The organism is Jannaschia maritima, from assembly GCF_030973515.1.
GTDB classification, from domain to species: domain Bacteria; phylum Pseudomonadota; class Alphaproteobacteria; order Rhodobacterales; family Rhodobacteraceae; genus Jannaschia; species Jannaschia maritima.
The window spans coordinates 1-20,263 of sequence record NZ_JARGZA010000008.1; the positions used below are offsets into that span (position 1 = coordinate 1).

Below are 20,263 nucleotides of genomic sequence, written 5' to 3' on the forward strand. Positions count from 1 at the left end.
CTGATGCAAAGCGAGGGGTTCTCCGCCACGGAAGCCATGCTGGAGGCGGACGGGGCGTTCGCGGCCGCCGCGGCCGCCGCCCGTCCGGACGTGATCGTGCACCTCGCGGCGCAGGCGGGCGTGCGCTACTCGCTGGAGAACCCGCGCGCCTACGTGGACGCGAACCTGATCGGCACCTTCAACGTCATGGAAGGCGCCCGCGCCGCCCGCGACGGGGCCGGCGTGGACCACCTTCTCATGGCGTCCACGTCGTCGGTCTATGGCGCCAACACCGAGATGCCCTTCGCGGAGGTCCAGAAGACCGAGACGCCGCTGACCTTCTATGCCGCGACCAAGAAGGCCAACGAGGCGATGGGCCATTCCTATGCTCATATCTACGGCCTGCCCGTGACGATGTTCCGCTTCTTCACGGTCTATGGGCCCTGGGGACGGCCCGACATGGCGCTGTTCAAGTTCGCCGACGGCATCCGCGAAGGGCGTCCCATCGACATCTACAACCATGGCGAGATGTACCGCGACTTTACCTACGTGGAGGACCTAGTCCGCGGCATCGCGGGCCTGATCGACGCGGTGCCGCCCGCCCCGGACGCGCGGGACGGCGACCCCGTGCCCGGCGACAGCCTATCCCCCGCCGCCCCCTGGCGCGTCGTGAACATCGGCAATTCCGCGAAGGTCCGCCTGCTCGATTACGTCGAGGCGCTGGAGGACGCGATGGGCCGCAAGGCCGTGCGCAACTACATGGACATGCAGCTCGGCGACGTTCCCGCGACCTGGGCCGATGCATCGCTCCTCCAGGCGCTGACGGGCTACCGTCCCGCGACGGACTACCGCGACGGGGTCCGGCGCTTCGTCGAATGGTACGAGGACTGGCGCGGGGCTTGAAGGCCCCGACCGTCATCATCGCCACGCCTCCCCGGCACGCATCGGATCGGCACGAACGTCCCCCGCGCGGAGACCTCCGCTCCCGACGGCGTCGATGGCGCCGCCCTGCATCGTGCGAAGCCCGTGCGGGGCGGGCCGGAACGACGACCCGTCGGGCGACGGGTCCGACGGGTCATCCGACCAGATCGTGGGTCAGGGCGGTGCCCCGCGCGATGGCCACGCGGGCGGGGCGACCGAGGATCTCCGGCAACAGGGGCGGCGCCATCCCATAGCCGGGCCGGATCGAGCGGACGTTGGCGCGGGTCAACGGCTCGCCCGCCGCGATGTCGGCCACGGCATAGAGCGAACGGCGGAACACGCGGTTCGCTTCCTCGGCGGGCTTCGTGCGGTAAGACACTTCGCCCAGGGCGGCCCAGCCGTCGCGGCAATCCCGGCACAGGCGCGAGAACTCGTCCGGCTCCAGGCTGAAGGCGGCGTCTGGGCCCCCATCGGCGCGCGCCAGGGTGAAGTGCTTCTCGATCACGGCCGCGCCCAGGGCCACGGCCGCGACCGACGTGGCGGTGCCGTGGGTGTGGTCCGACAGGCCGCCCACGACGCCGAACGCCTGCGCCAGATGCGGCAGGGTCCGCAGGTTCGACTGATCCGTCGGCGCGGGATAGCTGCTGATGCAGTGCAGGAGGATCAGCTCGTCGCAGCCGTTCCCGCGCGCCGTGGCGACCGCGCGCTCGATCTCGCCCAGATCCGCCAGGCCGGTCGAGACGATCATCGGCTTCCCCTTGCGCGCGACATGGGCGATCAGGGCCAGGTCGTTGGCTTCGAAGGACGCGATCTTGAAGGCGGGCGCACCCAGCCCGTCCAGCAGGTCCGCCGCGCTCTCGTCGAAGGGGGTCGAGAAGATCGTGACGCCGCGGGCGCGGGCGCGCGCGAAGATCGCCTCGTGCCATTCGAAGGGCGTGTGCGCTTCGCGGTAGAGATCGTAGAGCGTGCGTCCGCCCCACGGCCCCCCCTCGATCCTGAAGTCGTCCCGATCGCTGTCGATGGTCATCGTGTCGGGCGTGTAGGTCTGCACCTTGATCGCGTCGCAGCCCGTGTCGGCGGCGGCGTCCACCAGCGCCAGCATCCGGTCCAGCGACCCGTTGTGGTTCCCCGACAGCTCGCAGATCACGTAGGGCGGGTGGTCCGGGCCGATGGCGCGGCCGGCGATCGTCACGGTTGGGTTCGTCATGTGTCGTCCTTCGGGTTCGGTCCGGGGCCTGCGTCGATCTGGCGGATGACGGTGAACGCCTCCGCCGCCGCCAGGCCCACGGAGGCGCCGCGCCATTCGGCCAGGGCGCGCAGGGCGCGGGCCGAACGGGGGTGGGGGAAGTCCCTCATCTCTGCCGCATAACAATCCAGCGCGCGCATCTTGGCGTCCAGGGTCGCCGCGATGTCGACGAAGTGCTGCGGCTGAAACGGGTCGGGGGTGCCGAAGGCCCATTCGGTCGAGGACGCGACCTCGAAGCCCAGGATCGCGCGGACCGGGCTGCCGGACATCGGGCGGAACGCGGTCAGCACCGCCCGGTGGCAGATCCGGTGGTCCACGTTCAGGTCGCCGCCGTGATGGGTGTAGATCAGGTCCGGCGCGCCCGCCGCCCCCTCGATCGCCTGCACAACGTCCAGCAACGGCACCGCGTCGATCCGGTTGTCGGGGAAGTCCAGCTGCACCACGTCCGCCGCGCCCAGCACCGCCGCCGCCGCGCGCGCCGCGTCCCGACGCGGGGCCGCGCCCCCGTCGCCCCGCGCGCCCACCCCGTCGGTCAGGAACAGCAGCCGGACCCGGTCGCCCGCCCCCGCATGCCGCGCGATCGTGCCGCCGCAGCCCAGGGCCTCGTCGTCGGAATGGGCGGCGACCACCAGGACGTCACGGGGCATGGTCGGCCTTCTGGGCGGGGCCGTCGTCGTGGATCGCCAGGCGGTAGCGACGGCCGCGATGCTCGAAGAAGGCCGGATAGCGTTCGTTGTCCACCACGCGCAGCAGGTCGAACTGCGCCGCCAGGGTCGCGTGGGGGTCCAGGCGGCTGTCGGCCGGACGGCGGCGGGGATGCCAGCTGGGTGTGCCGGTCTGTGGACGTCCCACGGGGGGGGCGGGACGGCGCAGGACGTCCAGGCATATCTCCACCGTGGCCGCCCCCTGCGCGGCCCGCAGGGCGTCGCACAGCTCGGTCCCGTCCAGGACGATCTCGGTCGTGGCGAAGACGTCGCCTTCGTCGGCCGCCTCGGCCGCCTCGATCAGCGAGACGGGGATGCGATCCGCCCCGTCCAGCACCGCCCAGGTCATCGGCGCGAAGCCGCGGCCCCGGGGCAGCGCGCTTTCGTGGACCACCAGGGTCAGGCGGTTGCGGGCCAGCACGTCGGGGGGGACGATGTGAACGCAGCCTAAGAGGAATGCGACCTCGCCCCGGGGCACGTCGTCCGCCCGGCGCGCCAGCACGCATTCGTCGCCATCGGCCCGGACCGCCGCCACCAACCGTTCCGCATGCGGCAGGATCCAGCTGTCGTTGTCCACGAGCGCGCAGATCCGCCGCGGCCGACGCCACCAATCCGGCGCCGTTCCGGTCATGCGCCGTCGTCCCGCCGGCGGATGGTGGCCCGGGCCGTCACCGTGCCGTCCGGCGTCAGGGCGGCGTCCCGCAGCGTGATCCGCAGTTCCCCATGATCCAGATAGGCGTGCGGATAGCCGGGCGCGTCCAGCATGCGGATGTGGTCGTGGATCCCCTCGGGCGTGGCGGTCCCCGGCAGGACGCTCTGAGCCGGGGTGCGGCGGGCGAAGGCCTCCTGACCGGTGGCGTCGGGCTGGGGTTCGGGCCGCGGTTCGTCGCGCGCGATGCGGGCCATCAGGTCGATCGCCCGGTCCGCCATGCGCGCGAAGATCGCGTGGGCGGGTCCGTCCAGCGACAGCGGCGCCTTCAGATAGACCGGCCCCGCATCCAGAACGGCCGTCATGCGCAGCGCGGTCAGCACGGTCTCGCGGTGGCCGCGCGCGATCAGGTTCTGCAGCGGGCTGCCGCCGCGGCCATAGGGCACGTCGGTCATGTGGAAGCACACGCATTCCGTGGCCGCCAGCACCGCTTCGGGTACGATATGCGACCAATGCGGAAAGAACGCATAGCGGGGGCGTACGGCCTCCACCGCGGCGGCCAGGTCGGCCTTGACCGTGACGAGCGTCCAGGTGCCCGGCAGCTCGGCCCGTCGGGCGGAGAAGGCCTCCAACGCCCAGGGCCTGTCCGTGGCATACAGATAGCGCGTCATGCCGCCGCCCCCCGCGCCGTCCGGGCCAGGATGACGTCGGCCACCCGCCCCGCGCCCTGCCCGTCGCAGAGTGCCGCCGCCGCCGCCGTCATCGCGGCGCGCGCGTCGTCGTCCAGGAGCGTATCCACCGCTCCGCGCAGCGCGGCGTCGTCCTGCGCCACCGCGCGGGCGGCCCCGGCCCGGTCCAGGGCGCGCGCGATGCCCCGCTGGTTGTCGGCCCAGGCCAAGGTCGCGGCGGGCAGGCCCAGGCAGCAGCGTTCCCACGAGGTCGAGCCGGCCGCCCCCACCGCCAGGTCGGCCTCCGCCATCAGCGCGGCCATGCGGTCGGTGCCGACCAGCAGGCGGGCCGGTCCGGGCCAGGCCTCGACGCGTATGCGCACCGCGTCCAGGTGGGGCGCGGCGGGCCCCAGCACCACGGTCAGGTCCAGCGCGGCGGCGGGCGGGTGGCCCGCCAGCGCGTCCAGCGCCCAGCCGGTCGTGTCCCCCGGATCCGTTCCGCCCATCGTCACCAGCAGCCGCCGCGCGGCACGGTCCCGGCGCGCGGTCAGGGCGGCGTCCCGGGCCCGCTCGAAGTCCGGGCGCAGCAGCGCGTGGTCCGGCCCGATCAGCAGCAGCGCGTCCGCCGGGACGCGGTCCGCGTAATCCGCCGCCGCCGCGCCCAGGTTCTGATCCAGCAGGATGTCGCAGCGATGGTCCCGGCCCACGTCGTCGATCGTCATGACGGGAACGGACATCGCGGCCTCCCACGCCGCGCCCAGGTCGTAATGGTCCACGATCACGCGGTCCGCGTCCCGCGCCAGCCGGGCGGTCGCGGCGGCATCCGCATCCTCGGGCATCACCGGCAATGCGTTGCAGGCGAAGCCCCCGGCGCGCACGGCGTCCATCATGTGGCCCGGCCGGTCCGCGCAGGCGAAGGACACCCGCGCGCCCCGATCCCGCAACGCCCCCGCCAACGCCAAACAACGCGCTACGTGCCCCGCGCCGATGTCGATCGCGGCGTCGGCGCGGATCAGCACGCGGGTCACGCCGCGGCCCCCGCGCGGAACAGGGCCTCGGCGCGGTCCCAATCCTCGGGCGTGTCGATGTCCTGGACCCGGTGGCGCGGCAGCGGCAGGGCGGCGGAATCCGGTCCGATCAGGGGCGCCTCCCCGAACCAGGCGTCACGCGTCCCCCAATAGAACTGCCCCGCGTCGTGCCACGTCTCCGGCAGGTCCTGGCTGCGGGTCAGGGCATGTTCGGGGTGCAGCATCTCCATCCGTCCGTCGCGGCGCAGGGTCACGGCCCGTTGCACGGGAAACGGAAACGTCGCGACGGGCAGCACGAAGCGCGCCCCCGATCGCCGCAACAGGGCCAGCCCCGCCGCCAGATCCGCCGCCCGCACGAAGGGGGCGGTGGCATAGAGGCAGCAGACCGGTCCCGCCCCCGCGTCCAGAGCCTCGATGGCGTGGCGGATGACGGGAATGGTGGGGGTGTGGTCGTCGGCCAGGGCGGCGGGCCGCGCGAAGGGCACATGGGCCCCCGCCGCGCGGGCCACCTCCGCGATCTCGGGGTCGTCGGTGGAGACGGCAACCCGGTCGAAGACGCCGCTCTCCAGGGCCGCGGCGATGGACCACTCGATCATCGGACGACCGGCGAAGGGCCGCACGTTCTTGCGCGGCACCCGCTTGGATCCGCCCCGCGCGGGGATCACGCAGAGCGTCACGCCAGTTGCCGCCGCAGCGCGCGGGTCACGGCCTCCTGCTGATCGTCCGTCATCTGCGCGAAGAGCGGGATGGAGATCGCGCGCGCGTAGTAGTCCATCGAAGCGGGGAACGCGTCCGGCGCGAAGCCCATCGCGGCATAGTAGGGCTGCGTGTGGATGGGGATGTAGTGCAGGTTCACGCCGATCCCGTCCGCCTGCAGGCCCTCGAACACGGCGCGGTGGCGGGACGGGTCGTCCAGCCGCACGACGTAGAGATGCCAGGACGACGACGCCCCCGCCCGCCGCCCCGGCAAGGCCAGCGGCAGACCCGCCAAAGCCGCGTCGTAGGCGTCGGCCCGCGCCATGCGGGCGGCGACGTAATCGTCCAGCCGCATCATCTGCGACACGCCCAACGCGGCCTGCATCTCCGTCATGCGGTAGTTCAGGCCCAGGGCGACCTGCTGGTAGTACCACGGCCCGTGGGAAGCTTCGGTCATCGCCGCGGGGTCGCGGGTGATGCCATGGCTGCGCAGCATCGCCATGCGCCGGGCCAGGGCCGCGTCCTGGGTGACGGCCATGCCCCCTTCGGCGGTGGTGACGATCTTCACGGGGTGGAAGCTGAACACCGTGATGTCCGCCTGCCCCGGCGCGCCCACGAAGGCGCCGTCCCACCGCGCGCCGATGGCATGGCTGGCGTCGTGGACGACCTTGAACCCGTAGCGGTCCGCCAGCCGCCGGATGCCGGCCAGGTCGGGGGGCAGCCCGCCCATCGCCACGGGCACCACGACCTTGGGCAGCGTGCCCGCCGCCTCCGCCCGTTCCAGCTTGGCGGCCAGGGCATCCACGGACATGGCGAACGTGTCCGGTTCGATGTCGACGAAATCGACCGACGCCCCGCAATAGAGGGCGCAATTGGCCGAGGCCACGAAGCTGATGGGCTGCGTCCACAGCCGGTCGCCCGGCCCCAGCCCCAGCGCCAGGCAGGCGACATGCAGCGCCGAGGTGGCCGAGTTCATCGCCACCCCGTGCGCCGCGCCGACATGGCCCGCGACCGCGTCCTCGAAGGCGGGGACCCGGGGCCCCTGGGTCAGGAAGTCGGACCGCAGCACCGCCGCCACGGCGTCCAGGTCGGCCTCCGTGATGTCCTGACGGCCATAGGGGATCATTCACAGAACCCCGATCTTGCTGCGGTTCGCCTCGATCCAAGTGGCCAGCGCCGCCGGATCCATCCAGTCGTCGTTGGTGTCGGATGCATAGCGGAAGCCTTCCGGAACGGGCGTGCCGTCCTTTATGCGCGCGGGGCTGGCGGACCAGTCGTTGATCGCGGGCAGGATTTTGAAGTGCTCAAGATACTCGAACGTATGCGCCGCGTCCTCGGGGCCGATCATCTGCTCGTGCAGCTTCTCGCCGGGGCGGATGCCCACGACGCGCTGCGCGGCCTCGGGCGCCACGGCGCGCGCGATGTCGGGCACGGTCATGGACGGGATCTTTTTCACGTAGATCTCGCCCCCTTCCATGTCGGCCAGGGCGTGCCAGACAAGCTCGACCCCCTGCTCCAGGGTGATCATGAACCGCGTCATGCGCGGATCCGTGATCGGCAGCGTGCCAGTATCCTTCACGGACAGGAAGAACGGGACGACCGATCCGCGCGAGCCCATCACGTTGCCATAGCGCACGACGCTGAACGTGGTCCCGTGCTCGCCCGAATAGGCGTTGCCCGAGACGAACAGCTTGTCGGAGGCCAACTTCGTCGCGCCATAGAGGTTCACGGGGCTCGACGCCTTGTCGGTGGACAGGGCGACGACCCGCTTGACCTTCTTGTCGATGCAGGCGTCGATCAGGTTCATCGCGCCCATCACGTTGGTCTTCACGCATTCGAAGGGGTTGTATTCGGCCGTCGGCACGATCTTCGTGGCGGCCGCGTGGACCACGAAGTCGACGCCGTCGAGCGCGCGGTACAGCCGTTCGCGGTCGCGCACGTCGCCGATGAAGAACCGCACGCGCGGATCGTCGCCGAACCGTTTCGCCATCTCCCACTGCTTCATCTCATCGCGCGACAGGACGATGATCTTGCGGGGACCGAAGCGTTCCAGGGTCATGGGCAGGAAGGCGTGGCCGAACGACCCCGTGCCGCCCGTCACCAGGATGGTACTGTCTCTAAGCATCGTCGCGCTTCCATCCCATCGCCGAACCCCTCCACTCGCGGTGGTCCTCTAATAACATAGGGTGGACCTGCGCCAGACCCCGGTCGGGAAATCGGCCCGGCGCCGCGCGGGCGCCGGACACCGGCGGACCGGACGAACGCCCGTCCCCTGCCGGTCCGGCCCCGTCCGCACGCCGGGCGTTCCCCGTTCCACCCATGGTCGGGCGAACCCCCACAGGAGAGTGATCGCCGCCCCGACGGGGTCCGCCCTTGGCCACCCGCCATAAGGGTTTGTTGTGGCCGGGGCCCATCCGTGCGAGGACGGCCGGAACGGAACGGGGGCGCGACGGCCCCGGCCTAACGTGGGGGCGGGGCGATGAACACCGTATCCAATCGCGCGGACCGACGCGGCGGCCCCATGTCCACCGTGGAAGGGATCCAGCCGGTCCCCGGCCCCTCGGGCGCCGGTGAGGAGATCGACCTCGTCGCGCTCCTCGGCACGCTTTGGCGCGGCAAGCTGTGGATCGTCCTCGCCGGCATCCTGGCCGTATCGATCGGGGGGTTCTACGCCTTCCGCGTCGCGGTGCCGACATACAGCGCCACGGCCGTGGTCTCGCTGACCGGACAGGAACAGTCGATCGTCGACTTCGAGAGCGTGCTGTCCAGCCTCGGCGGGGACCAGGCCTCCGTCAACACCGAGATCGAGGTGATCCGCTCGCGTCAGTTGATCGAGATGGTCGTCGACCACCTGGACCTGCTGGACGACCCGGAGTTCAACGCCGCGGTCCGTCCCCATGAACCCGGCCTCCTGGACCGCCTGCCCTTCTACGAGGCGGCCGGGCCGGAGCCGCCGCCGACGCCCGAACGCCAGCTCGACCGTACCGTGGACGCGGTGCTCGACGTGCTGTCGATCAGCAACATCCGGCAAAGCATGGTCTTCCACATCACCGCCACCTCGGAGGACCCGCGCAAGGCGGCCGCGCTCGCCAACGCCGTGGCCCAGGCCTACATCGACGACCAGGTCGAGGCGAAGCTGGAGGCGACGGCCCGCGCCACGGAATGGCTGGGCGAGCGGATGGTCGAGTTGCGCGGCGATTTTGAGGATGCCCAGGCGGCGCTTCAGGACTTCAGCACCAACTCCGAGATCGTGACCTACGAAGGCCTCGCGGTGCTGAACCGGCAGATCAACGACCTGCGCGACCGGCTGTCCGGGGTCCGCGAGCAGCTGGACGCGACCGAAGGCACCGCACGCACCCGTCTGGAGGCGCAGGCGGTCGCCCTTCGGCGGACGCTGGACGACCTGGAGGAACGCATCGGCGCGCAGTCCGTCGCCCTGGCGGAGCGCCAGGAGCTGGAAAGCCAGGTGGAGCAGTTCCGCGTCCTGTTCGAGTATTTCCAGACCCGCCTGCGGGAAACCGCCGTGCAGCAGGGGATCCAGCAGGCCGACGCCCGCGTGCTGTCTCGTGCGGTCGTGCCGTTCGATCCGGTCGCCCCCCGAAAACCCCTCATCGTGGCCCTTTCCCTGATCCTGGGTCTGCTCGCGGGCGCGGGTGGCGTCCTCGCCAACGAACTGCGCCAGACCGGAGTGCGCAGCGGCGACGAGTTGGAGAAGATGTCGGGGCTCGTGGTCATGGGGCAACTCCCGCGGACCCCCGAGATCCGCAAGCGCGACAGCATCGCCCGCTACCTGCACGACAACCCGACGTCGCGATTGGCCGAGGCGATCCGCAACCTCCGGGTGTCCATCCTGCGATCCGGCTTCGACGCGACCTCCCGCGTCATCCTGTCGACGTCGTCGGTGCCCGGCGAGGGAAAGACGACCCAGTCGACCGCGCTCGCCCAGAGCTTCGCCGACACCGACATCCGGGTGCTGCTGGTCGAATGCGACATCCGGCGGCGTACGATGTCGCGCGCGATGGGGTTCTCCGACGAGTTCGGCCTGCTGGCGGTGCTGTCCGGCGAGGCCGAACTGGCCGACATCGTGCAGCGCGACGACAACATGCCCGGCGTGGACGTCCTCGTAGGCGACCGGGGCAAGACGAACCCGGTGGACGTGTTCTCGTCGGACGCGTTCGACCGCTTCCTCGACCGCGTCCGCCGCGACTACGACGTGGTCGTGCTCGATGCCCCGCCTGTCCTGGCGGTGCCCGATGCGCGCGTGCTGGCGCCCAAGGCCGATACGGTCCTGTATGCGGTGAAATGGAACGATACGCCCCGTACGGCGGTGCGCGAAGGGCTGCGTCTGCTGGAAACCGTGGGCGTGCGGCCTTCGGGACTGGTGCTGACCCAGGTCGATCTGAAGGGGCTGGCCCGCTATGGCTATGGCGATTATGGCCGGTACGGGCAGGGCTATTATGGCGATTGAGGGACGCGGCGGCCACAGGTCGCCGCCGCCTCGATGACCGTGGTACCCTCGGGAGGAACGATCCGTATCCCCGACCGGGTGCGGGGGAACGGTGGAGTACGGTGCATGGGGGCGGGATCGGCTTTGCTGCGGGCGATGGCGGGGCTTGCGCTGATGGCCACATGTGCCACGGCCCAGACGACGCGCGTCTTCGACACGTCGCCCGACCGGCCCCGCCTGACCTGGAACCTCTACGGTGCGCCCGGCCTGATCGACATGCCAACGGCGCGCGGCGCGCCCGACGGCGAACTTGCGTTGACGGTCAGCCATTTCGGTGGGCTGACCCGCAGCACCCTTACCTTTCAAATCCTGCCACGTCTGACGGGGTCGTTCCGCTACAGTCATCTGGAGAGATTCTCGGACCGAACGTCGGGCAACTACGATCGGTCCTTCGATCTGCGCTTCCGACTGCTCGACGAAGGACGATGGGGCTCCTGGACGCCTGCCGTGGCTGTCGGGTTGCAGGACTTCATCGGGACCGGATTGCAAACAGGCGAATATGTCGTTGCCACGAAAGCGATCACTCCGCGCTTCGATGCCAGCGTCGGCATCGGCTGGGGCCGGTTGGCGGGCGTTGGCTCGTTCGACAATCCACTTCGCGTCTTCGGTGACAGCTTAGCCGACCGACCCGGCCGCTCCGCCGGCGATCGGGGGGGCAATGCCAATTTCAACAGGTTGTTCCGCGGCAATGCCGCGATCTTCGGGGGAGCGTCATGGCAGGCGTCTGAGCGGTTAACCCTGTTGGCCGAATACTCGTCGGACGCCTATGCCCGGGCGCAGGCGGACGGTCTGTTCGAACGACGCAGCCCGATCAGCTTCGGGTTCGACTACCAGGCGACGCGCCGGATGTCCGTCGGCGGCTACGTCATGCATGGGGACACCGCGGGGCTCCGCTTCACCTATGCCCTGAACCCGGCCCGCCCCGATATCGCCGGCGGCGCGGAGGTCGGGCCCCCGCCCCTGACGCCGCGCCCGAGCGCCCGGTCCCAAGCGTTCTGGACCGCGCGGGCCACCGCCGAGCGGGTGCTGCGCGACCGTGTCGCCGAGGAACTGGAGACCGTCGACCTGAAGCTCGAAGCCCTGTCCGTCGGGCCGAACCAGGCCACGCTGCGCCTCCGCAACCCGACCTACGGGAACGAGGCGCAGGCCATCGGCCGGGCGGCGCGCGCGATGGCGCGGACGTTGCCCGCCGGGGTCGAGACGTTCCGCATCGTGCCGGTGGTCGACGGACTGCCGGCTGCGACGATCACCCTGCGCCGCGGGGATCTGGAAGCGCTCGAGAACGATCCGGACGGTTCGTTCCGCATGCTGGCCCGAACCCGGATCGACGCCGCCGCGCCGGACGAGGATCCCGGGACCTTCGCGGACGGGCTGTACCCGCGCTTCGAATGGGACGTGGGGCCCTATCTGACCGCCAGCACCTTCGATCCGACGAACCCGCTGCGTCTGGATTTCGGCCTGGCCCTAGACGTCGCGTACCACGTCGTGCCGGGCCTCCTGGCCGAAGGACGCATCCAGGGCCGCGCCCTGGGCAACCGCGACGATCTGGTTCGCGGGTCGGGCTCGGGCGGACTGCCCCGCGTGCGCACGCTGGGGCCCAGGTACAACGATGCCGACGTCACGATGCCGCATGCGACCCTCACGCATCTGAGCCGACCGGCCGACGACGTCTACGCAAAGGCGACGGCCGGCTACCTCGAGCCGATGTACGGGGGCCTGGTCGGGGAACTGCTCTGGAAGCCCGCGAACAGTCGCCTCGCCCTCGGCGTCGAGGTGGCCTATGTGAAGCAACGCGACTTCGATCAGGACCTGGGGTTCCGCGACTACGACGTCGTCACCGGACATGCCAGCGCCTACTATCGCTTCGCCAACGGGTTCAAGGGACAGCTCGACGTCGGGCGCTACCTGGCGGGGGACGTGGGCGCGACGCTGCGCGTCGACCGGACCTTCGCCAACGGGTGGTCGGTCGGGGCCTACGCCACCAAGACCGACGTCTCCTCGGAGGAGTTCGGCGAGGGTTCGTTCGACAAGGGCATCCTGATCGAGATTCCGATCTCGTGGTTCGGCGGCCAGCCCGAACGCAGCAGGCGGGGGATCCGCATCCAACCGATCCAGCGCGACGGAGGGGCGCGCTTGTTCGTCCGCGACCGTCTGGAAGGCCTGGTGGAAGGGTACGACCGGGTCGACCTGGACCGCCGGTGGGGCAAGTTCTGGCGATGAGCGTGCGGCGTATCCTCGGACCGGCGGGTCTTGCCCTCGTCCTGGCGCTCGCGTCCGGCTGCGACCGGATCGTCGATGCGGTCCCTTCGGTCGGCGCCCTCCTCGAACGCGCGGACGGCCCGCCCCCCGCCGCCGCCATCCTGGCGACTCTGTCGCGTCCGGGCCTCGCGCCGTTCGGCTCGGAGCAGCTCGTCGCCGTCCTGGAACGGCGCGACGTGGCCGCCGTCCTCCTGCCCGGCCCCACGGTGGCGGGCACGACGACCTGGATCGCCGCGGATGCGACCACCGTCTCGGTCCGACACGATGGGCTGGTGGTCGCCACGCGCGGGTTGGCCCCCGACCTGATGCGGGCCGACCTGTCCGAGATCGCGTCCGCGCTGGATGCCGGTGCGGGACCGGCCACGCGGGTGCACCGCCATCTCGACGGTCTCGACCGCGAGGTCGTCGCCGCCTACGCATGCCGGATACGGACGGAAGGGCCCGGAACCGTGACGATCCTGGGCAGGGCGATCCCCGCCCTCCACCTGACGGAGCGTTGCGCGAACGGTCGCGTCCGCTTCCGGAACGACTATTGGCGCGACCGGACCGGCCGATACGTGCGGTCCCGTCAGTGGATCGGCGAAGAAGCGGGCCATATCCGCCTCGAATACATCGGACCTTGACAAGGCACCGCCGAGTCAAGGCAAGAAGCAGCTAGCATTCACCACGATGCCCCCAACCGGAGATATGTCATGAAAATCATCCTTCCCGCGCTCCTGGCCGCGGCCCTCGCCCTTCCGGCCGCCGCGCAGAACCTGTCCCCCGACGTGCAGGCGCAGGTCGTGCCGGGCGCGAACCTGACCCAGGTGGCGGCCGCCAACAACGTTCCGCTGCAGGACCTGGTCGCCTATGCGCAGAGCCAGGGCTTCACGACCACGACCATATCCGGTGGTGGTGCCGCGGCCGGTGGTGTCGCGTTGGGCGGTCTGGGCACCGCGGGTGCGGTCGTCGCGGGCGTGGTCGTCGTCGCCGGGGTGGCCGCCGCGCTGGACGACGATTCGTCGTCTTCGACCACCACGACCACGAACTGATCCCTCCGGGCGCGACGCGCCCCGGCGAGGGACCGGAGGAGCCGATCTGCAACAGGTCGGCTCTTTTCGTGTCGGGCGTCGATCCGCTCCGATCCCCGATCGATAGAGGTTGGACGTCGATCGAGCATTTCGGAGGTTGCATGCGTTTCCCCCTGGTTCTGGCATTCTGCATCGCCCTTACGGGGTGCGGCGTGATTTACGTCTCGCCCTCCGTCCGCGACGTGGCCGCGGCCGGTCCCGTGCGCGTCCTGCCGCTGACGGCCGAAACGGTGCTGGTCGCCAACCGCTCCGATTACCGGGCCAAGACCCTGCCCGATGCCTTCTTCGCCACCGCGGGGACGCAGGCGAGGGCCGCTCCGGCGGGCGCGGTGCCGCCGTCCGCCCTCGACCGGCAGGTCCGGCCCGACGCGTTGCGTCTGATCCCGCCCCCGTCCGCCCCGATGGGGCCCTACATCATCGGCGTGGGCGACATCATCATCCTGGCGACCCGCTCCGGTGCCGACACGGTCGAACAGCTGTCGGGCCTGCTCGCCTCCCAGAACCAGCGTCAGGGATACACGGTCCAGGACGACGGCGCGATCGCGGTGCCCGACGTCGGTCGGGTCCGCCTGGCGGGCCTGACCATCGACGAGGCGGAGGCGGCCGTCTTCGAAAGCCTCGTGGAGGCACGGATCACGCCCGCCTTCTCGCTCGAGATCGCGGAGTTCAACTCGAAGAACGTGTCCGTCGGCGGGGCCGTGGGCCAGGCCGCCCTGGTCCCGATCACCCTTCGGCCCCTGACCCTGACCGAGGCGCTGACCGCGGCGGGGGGCGTGCAGACCCGCGACGAGGAGTTCACCTCGATCCGCATCTACCGCGATGGACAACTCTATCAGATACCCTTGGAGGACTATCTCGCCCGCCCCGATCTCCAAAGCCTTCGCTTGGCGTCCCAGGACAGCGTGTATGTCGACGTGGCCTACGACACGGAACGGGCGCTGGCGTACTTCCAGGAACAGATCACCCGCGCGGATTTCCGCCAGGGGCAACGGATCCAGGCCCTGTCGGAACTGCAGACGGCGGTCGACCTCCGGCGGGGCGAACTGATCGAGCGTCGCAGCAACTTCCAGACGCGGGCCGAACTGGATGCCGTCGATCGCGACTACGTGTACCTGACCGGGGAGGTCACGCGCCCGGCCCGCTTCCCCCTGCCCTTCGGCCGCACCGCGAACCTGGCGGATGCGCTCTACGACAACGACGGCTTCGACCTCGAGACCGGGAACTCGCGGCAACTGTACCTCCTGCGTGGTGCGGACGCGTTCGGCGGCGTCACGGCATATCAACTGGACGCTTCCAACGCCGCGAACCTGATCCTCGCCACGAGGCTGGAACTGCGACCCAACGACGTGATCTTCGTGGCCGAGCAACCGATCACGCGATGGAACCGGTCGATCACCCAGATCTTCCCGCAACTCGTCACGCTCGGGAACCTGACGAACTGAGGGACACGACCCCACCGCGAAGCCGGGCCGAGGGCGTCAGGTCGACCCGCCGATCGGTGCCCGGGCCCGGAACGCGACCCCTCCATCCGATCCCGTCGCGGGAGGTTCCGGGACGCGCGACGCACCGGCGGCACGCGGGACCGCGCCCGGAACCGACGCGCGCGACCCGATCCGATCGACGCCATTCCTTTCGCGACCTATGGAGAACCCCGCTGACACAAACGTCGGGGACGACCGGATGACACCACCCAAGCGGATCGTGATGACCGGCGCGACCGGCTTCGTCGGGTCGCAGGTCGTGCCGATCCTGCTGGAGAAGGGCGTCGAGGTCCTCGTCGTGAGCCGCGATCCGATGCGGGCCCCGAAACGCTTCCCCAATTGCAGGACGATCGGCTACGACGCCCTGGCGGACGAAGCCCGCGACACCGACGTGCTCGTGCATATGGCGACGCGAAACAACGACCGCGGGGGCGACGACGCGGATTTCCGGGCGGCAAATGTCGATCTGTTCCGTCGCGTCCTGGATACGGCCTGCGCCGCTGGTATTGGCCTGGTCGTCCACCTGTCGTCCCTGCACGCGCTCGACCCGGCAGATGCGTCTCCCTATGCGAAGTCGAAGCGCGAAGCGGACGCCTTGGCCAGGGCGACCGTCGATCCCAGGGTGGTGACGCTCCATCTCGCGGCCGTGTACGGACGAGGGCCGGATGGCGCGCACGTGTATGCCGGGCGCTTGAAGACGATCGAGCGGCTCCCAAACGCGCTGCGCCCGGTCGCGTTCGCTTGCCTATCCGCGCTGCGCCCGACCCTTTCGGCGGACCGTCTGGCCGAGCATCTGCTGATGCCGCCGGGGGAGGACGCGATCCTTTCGGATGGTCAGCGAGACAACACGGTCTACGCGGCCATTACGGCGATCCTGGATGTCGTGGTCGCCGCCGCGATCTTCATCCTGTTGTTCTGGTTGCTCCTGCTGATCTGGGCCGCCGTTCGGCTCGACTCGCGAGGCCCCGGCCTGTTCGTGCAGGAGCGCGTGGGTCGCGATGGAAAGCACTTCTCGTGTTGGAAGTTCCGGACGATGCGGGTCGGCGTCCAGCAGGCGGGAACGCATGAATTGTCCGGTTCGGCCGTGACCCGGGTGGGTCGCATCCTCCGACCCCTCAAGCTCGACGAACTACCGCAGGCCTGGAACCTCTTGAACCGGAGCATGTCGATCGTGGGTCCGCGACCCTGCCTCCCCGTTCAGCGCGAACTCGTGGATGCACGCGACCGACGCGGCGTCCTCGACATACGACCCGGGATCACCGGCCTTTCGCAAGTCGAGGACATCGACATGAGCACGCCATGCAGGCTCGCCCGACGGGACGCCGACTACGTCGCGCTCCGCAGCATTCCCCTCGATCTGAAGCTCATGGTCCGGACGGTCGGGGGCGGCGGACGCGGGGATCGGACGGATCGGATGTCCGACGAGCCCCGATAGGACCCGAAGCGCGCCGAGGCCGACTTACGGCTCCGCGCCGGAACCTTTAACGTCGGTCCCAAGCAGGAGCGGTCAGGCGTGCCAGTTCATCTCATCCAGACGGGCGTGATCCATCTCGGGTCCGTCGTTCTGTCCGTCGGGGTCGGGGTCGTCCTCGCGCGGTTCCTCGGCCCCGGGGAGTTCGGCCTCTATGCGTTCGCGCTGGCGATCGTGACCCTTTCGGTCGTGCTGGTGGAGTTCGGGCTGCCGACGGTCATGCTTCGCGAGGCTGCCGCGCGGCGCGAGGATCCGGCGATGATCCGAGCGATCGCCTCGCGCCTGGCCGTCGTGGTGCTGGTGAACGGGGCGGTCGCCGTCGGCCTGCTGATCGGCTCGTGGCTGATCGCACGCGTGGCGATGCGGGACGCGGTCCCGTTGGCACCCTATGGACCCGTGCTGGGGATCGGACTGGCGCTCCTTCCGGTCCTCGCGCTCGTCAAGCTCGGCAGCGGGACGCTGCGGGGAACGGGCGCCATGCTCACCGGGCAGACGACGGAGTTCGTGGTCCGGAACCTCCTCCTGTCGCTCGCGGCCCTCGCGACCTTCGCGATATGGCCGGATGCGCGGACGGCCCCGAGCGCGATGGCGATCCATGTCTGCGCCGCCCTCGCGACCCTGGCGATCACGGGGGCCGCCCTCGCGCGGGTCCTGCCCCGACCACCGAAGGCCGCGCGGCCGGACCCGGTCAAGGCACCGGCGATCCGCCCGCGTCTGCGCAGCGGCTTCTTCTTCCTGCTCGGCAGCAGCGCGCTGATCGTCAACACGCAGCTCGACGTCGTCATGGTCGGCAGCCTCCTGGGCGCCGAGGATGTCGGCCTCTACCGGGTCGCCGCACAGGCGGCGATCCTGACCAGCTTCGGCCTGCAGATCGTACAGGTCGCCCTCGCGCCGCGATTCTCCCGGGCCTGGCGCGAAGGCGACCTCGCCGCGATGAAACGGCTGTGGCTGCAGGGTGCGGCGTTCGGGGGCGGGCTGGCCCTGATCGCGCTGGCGGCCTTCGCGTCATCGGGACGGGTCCTGCTGGCCACGGTCTTCGGGGACGCCTATTCGGGCAGCTTCACCGTCCTCCTCATCCTCTGCGTCGGCTATGCTGCGAACGCCGCCTGCGGCCCGGTCGGCGTGATGCTGTCGATGGCCAACCGCGAACGCCTCGTGGCGGCGTGCATATGGGCGACCTTGCTCGGCAACGTGGCGCTCAACTTCACCCTCATCCCCCTTTTCGGCCTACAAGGCGCGGCGATCGCCACGGCGGTGGCCGTGGCGGGCCTGCAAGGCGCGATGGCCATCGTCGCCTATCGAACCCTGAACGGATAGAGGCGTTGGAATGACCAGGAAACCGCATCTCGCGATCTTCTTGCCCAGCCTGCGGGGTGGCGGCGCGGAACGGGTGATGGTCACCGTCGCGAACGGCATGGTCGACCGGGGCTACCGCGTCGACGTTCTGTTGACCAAGGCGGAAGGCCCCTACCTGCAGGACGTGGACCGCACGATCGAGATCGTCGACTTCGACAGGACGCGGGTCCTGAGCTCCTTCCTTCCGCTCGTCCGGTATCTTCGAAGGGAGAAGCCGGACGCCATGCTGTCCGCGATGAGCCACGTCAACGTCGTCGCGGCGCTGGCGCGAACGGCGTCCCGGACGAGCACGCGCCTCGTCGTCAGCGAGCGGAACGACGTGAAGCAGATCGAAGGGCGCAGCCCGATCGGTCTTGCGATGCGGACGACCTACCCCTCGGCGGACCACGTCGTCGCCGTGTCGGAAGGGATCGCGCGCGACCTCCGACGGCTCCTCCATCTGCCCGACGGCAAGGTCTCGCACATCCCCAACCCCGTGGACGTCGAGCGGATAAGGCGACAGGGGCAGGCGCGCCCCGAACATCCGTGGTTCGCCGACGCGGCCGGACCGATCGTCGTCGCGACGGGCCGGCTCGAGGCGCAGAAGGACTATCCCACGCTCCTGAAGGCCTTCGCATCGATGCGGGGGAAGCGCGGGGTCCGCCTCGCGATCCTCGGACGGGGATCGCGGGAAGGGGACCTGCGACGGCAGGCGTCGGACCTGGGCATCGCGGACAGGGTGCACTTCGCCGGGTTCCAGAAGAACCCCTATGCGTGGATGACCCATTCCGCGCTGTTCGTCATGTCGTCGCGGCACGAAGGCTTTCCGAACGCCCTGCTGGAGGCGATGGCCTGCGGCACGCCGGTCGTCAGCACGGATTGCCCGACGGGGCCGCACGAGATCCTGGATGGCGGACGCTGGGGCGCCCTGGTGCCCGTCGGCGACCCGGAGGCGCTGGCCGACGCCATGTGCCAAACCCTCGACGATCCCGGCCCGCCCGACGTCCTCGGCCGAAGCAGGATCTTCGATCCCCGGTCGATCACGCTCTCCTACGCCCGGGCCCTCGGTCTCGAAGCATGAGAGCGCCGCCGCCCCATCCGCAAAGGTTCGCCGCCGGCCCGCGGATCGTGGTCCCGACGCGAACGCTCTACGCGGTCGTGTTCTCGCTGGCCTATGCGAGCGTGCTCGCGAGCCTTCCCGTCGACGCCTTCATCGACAGGGAGAACTATCTCTCGTATGCGGGCCGCAGCGACATCATCCTGGAAAGATCCCGCGCCCTCGGATGGCTGGTCATGCTCTTCAACGAGCCGGCCTGGCTGTATCTGAACATCCTGATCGGAACGTATCTTCCGGCGGAAGGCACCCTGCGGGTCATCATCTTCGGCTCCGCCCTCGCGCTGTCCATGACGACCTTCGCCCTGTGCCGGCGCAACGTGATCTGGGCGTCCGTCTTCCTTCTCGTCCCGATGGTCCTGAAGAACAACGTCATCCACCTCCGTCAGGGCGTCGGCATCGCCGTGTTCATCACGGGCTATCACCTTCGGCACAGGGCCGTCGGGAAAGGGCTGATGGCCGTTTCGGGGTTCGTCCACGCCTCGTTCTTCATCATCGGCTTCATCGGGACCGTGATCTGGTGCATGGACATCGCTCGCCTTTCGGCGCGCGGCAAGGTCGTCATCGCCACCTTGTCCTTCGTCGCGCTCGGCACCGTGGTCATCGTCATCGCCGGCTTCCTCGGCGCGCGCCAGGCGGAGGTCTACGAAGACTTCGACCTTTCGGGAAGCGGGTTCGGATTCGTCTTCTGGCTGCTCCTCATGGCGGTCTTCCTGTCGTCCGGAAGGGCGTTCCTCGCGCGCCACACGTTCCCGATCGCGATCGTGGGCTTCTACATCGCGACCTACTTCACCGTTCCCTTCACCGCGCGGGTGCTGGAAAGCGGCATGGTGCTGATCCTGGTGGCCAGCCTGGACCTGACGGGGTGGCGCAAGCCGACCTTCCTCGCGATGATCGTTACCCTCTCGCTGGCCTTCTACGCGTCCCGGATCGGCGAGCCGTGGCTCGGATGGGGCGCGCCATTCTGAGGGGGTCCGGCCGAGCCGTCACCGATCCCGCGCGCCCGGCGGCGTCCTTCATGCCGATCCGGGTCGCGGGACGGGCGTCCCGTCCGATCCGGGAGGTATGGCTCATTCCCGCCACGACCTGTACCGCTCCCCGCGGGCGGAGCGCGGACTATTGCGAAGGCGGACGA

General features: G+C 70.1%; 18 protein-coding genes. 10 read left to right on the forward strand and 8 right to left on the reverse strand.

Features of this window, described 5'->3' with window-relative positions:
- A partial coding sequence (locus tag P0084_RS09140) for an NAD-dependent epimerase/dehydratase family protein (RefSeq protein ID WP_308916532.1) occupies window positions 1–882 on the forward strand: 882 nt, incomplete at its 5' end.
- 172 nt (window positions 883–1,054) lie between these two features.
- Here the strand turns inward: P0084_RS09140 and pseI are convergent.
- The 8 genes from pseI to pseB are packed head-to-tail and all read right to left on the reverse strand — an operon-like array spanning window position 1,055 to window position 8,016.
- On the reverse strand, window positions 1,055–2,107 hold the full coding sequence (pseI, locus tag P0084_RS09145; protein WP_308916533.1) for a pseudaminic acid synthase: 1,053 nt from the start codon (window positions 2,105–2,107) through the stop codon (window positions 1,055–1,057).
- The gene (locus P0084_RS09150; protein WP_308916534.1) at window positions 2,104–2,793 is read right to left on the reverse strand and encodes a PIG-L deacetylase family protein; all 690 of its coding nucleotides are present in this window, start codon (window positions 2,791–2,793) and stop codon (window positions 2,104–2,106) included. The genes pseI and P0084_RS09150 overlap by 4 nt, the downstream gene beginning before the upstream one ends.
- A complete protein-coding gene (locus P0084_RS09155) occupies window positions 2,783–3,481 on the reverse strand; it encodes a formyltransferase family protein (RefSeq protein ID WP_308916535.1) in 699 nt (232 codons plus the stop codon). Before P0084_RS09155 ends, P0084_RS09150 begins: the two co-directional genes overlap by 11 nt.
- Complete coding sequence (locus tag P0084_RS09160) at window positions 3,478–4,170, reverse strand: formyl transferase (protein ID WP_308916536.1); 693 nt, start codon at window positions 4,168–4,170, stop codon at window positions 3,478–3,480. The genes P0084_RS09155 and P0084_RS09160 overlap by 4 nt, the downstream gene beginning before the upstream one ends.
- Window positions 4,167–5,195: a UDP-2,4-diacetamido-2,4,6-trideoxy-beta-L-altropyranose hydrolase gene (pseG, locus tag P0084_RS09165; RefSeq protein WP_308916537.1), complete on the reverse strand. Its 1,029-nt coding sequence runs from the start codon at window positions 5,193–5,195 to the stop codon at window positions 4,167–4,169. Before pseG ends, P0084_RS09160 begins: the two co-directional genes overlap by 4 nt.
- On the reverse strand, window positions 5,192–5,872 hold the full coding sequence (gene pseF / locus P0084_RS09170) for a pseudaminic acid cytidylyltransferase (protein WP_308916538.1): 681 nt from the start codon (window positions 5,870–5,872) through the stop codon (window positions 5,192–5,194). Before pseF ends, pseG begins: the two co-directional genes overlap by 4 nt.
- Window positions 5,869–7,017: a UDP-4-amino-4,6-dideoxy-N-acetyl-beta-L-altrosamine transaminase gene (pseC, locus tag P0084_RS09175; RefSeq protein WP_308916539.1), complete on the reverse strand. Its 1,149-nt coding sequence runs from the start codon at window positions 7,015–7,017 to the stop codon at window positions 5,869–5,871. Before pseC ends, pseF begins: the two co-directional genes overlap by 4 nt.
- The gene (gene pseB, locus P0084_RS09180; RefSeq protein ID WP_308916540.1) at window positions 7,018–8,016 is read right to left on the reverse strand and encodes a UDP-N-acetylglucosamine 4,6-dehydratase (inverting); all 999 of its coding nucleotides are present in this window, start codon (window positions 8,014–8,016) and stop codon (window positions 7,018–7,020) included. It abuts the gene before it with no gap.
- A gap of 354 nt (window positions 8,017–8,370) precedes the next feature.
- Here pseB and P0084_RS09185 point away from each other — a divergent pair, with 354 nt between their 5' ends.
- The 9 genes from P0084_RS09185 (at window position 8,371) to P0084_RS09225 (ending at window position 20,096) form a co-directional block, all read left to right on the forward strand.
- Entirely contained in the window at window positions 8,371–10,359 is a 1,989-nt protein-coding gene (locus tag P0084_RS09185) for a GumC family protein (RefSeq protein ID WP_308916541.1), read from the forward strand.
- 105 nt (window positions 10,360–10,464) lie between these two features.
- Entirely contained in the window at window positions 10,465–12,618 is a 2,154-nt protein-coding gene (locus tag P0084_RS09190) for a YjbH domain-containing protein (RefSeq protein WP_308916542.1), read from the forward strand.
- Complete coding sequence (locus tag P0084_RS09195; protein ID WP_308916543.1) at window positions 12,615–13,280, forward strand: YjbF family lipoprotein; 666 nt, start codon at window positions 12,615–12,617, stop codon at window positions 13,278–13,280. Before P0084_RS09190 ends, P0084_RS09195 begins: the two co-directional genes overlap by 4 nt.
- A gap of 69 nt (window positions 13,281–13,349) precedes the next feature.
- Window positions 13,350–13,688: a hypothetical protein gene (locus P0084_RS09200; RefSeq protein WP_308916544.1), complete on the forward strand. Its 339-nt coding sequence runs from the start codon at window positions 13,350–13,352 to the stop codon at window positions 13,686–13,688.
- 140 nt (window positions 13,689–13,828) lie between these two features.
- The gene (locus P0084_RS09205) at window positions 13,829–15,169 is read left to right on the forward strand and encodes a polysaccharide biosynthesis/export family protein (protein ID WP_308916545.1); all 1,341 of its coding nucleotides are present in this window, start codon (window positions 13,829–13,831) and stop codon (window positions 15,167–15,169) included.
- Between the two features lie 238 nt (window positions 15,170–15,407).
- Window positions 15,408–16,643: a sugar transferase gene (locus P0084_RS09210; protein ID WP_308916546.1), complete on the forward strand. Its 1,236-nt coding sequence runs from the start codon at window positions 15,408–15,410 to the stop codon at window positions 16,641–16,643.
- Window positions 16,644–16,721: 78 nt separating this feature from the next.
- Window positions 16,722–17,996: an oligosaccharide flippase family protein gene (locus P0084_RS09215; protein ID WP_308916547.1), complete on the forward strand. Its 1,275-nt coding sequence runs from the start codon at window positions 16,722–16,724 to the stop codon at window positions 17,994–17,996.
- A 10-nt stretch (window positions 17,997–18,006) separates the two neighbouring features.
- On the forward strand, window positions 18,007–19,095 hold the full coding sequence (locus P0084_RS09220; RefSeq protein WP_308916548.1) for a glycosyltransferase: 1,089 nt from the start codon (window positions 18,007–18,009) through the stop codon (window positions 19,093–19,095).
- A 47-nt stretch (window positions 19,096–19,142) separates the two neighbouring features.
- A complete protein-coding gene (locus P0084_RS09225; protein ID WP_308916549.1) occupies window positions 19,143–20,096 on the forward strand; it encodes a hypothetical protein in 954 nt (317 codons plus the stop codon).
- Window positions 20,097–20,263 lie beyond the last annotated feature (167 nt).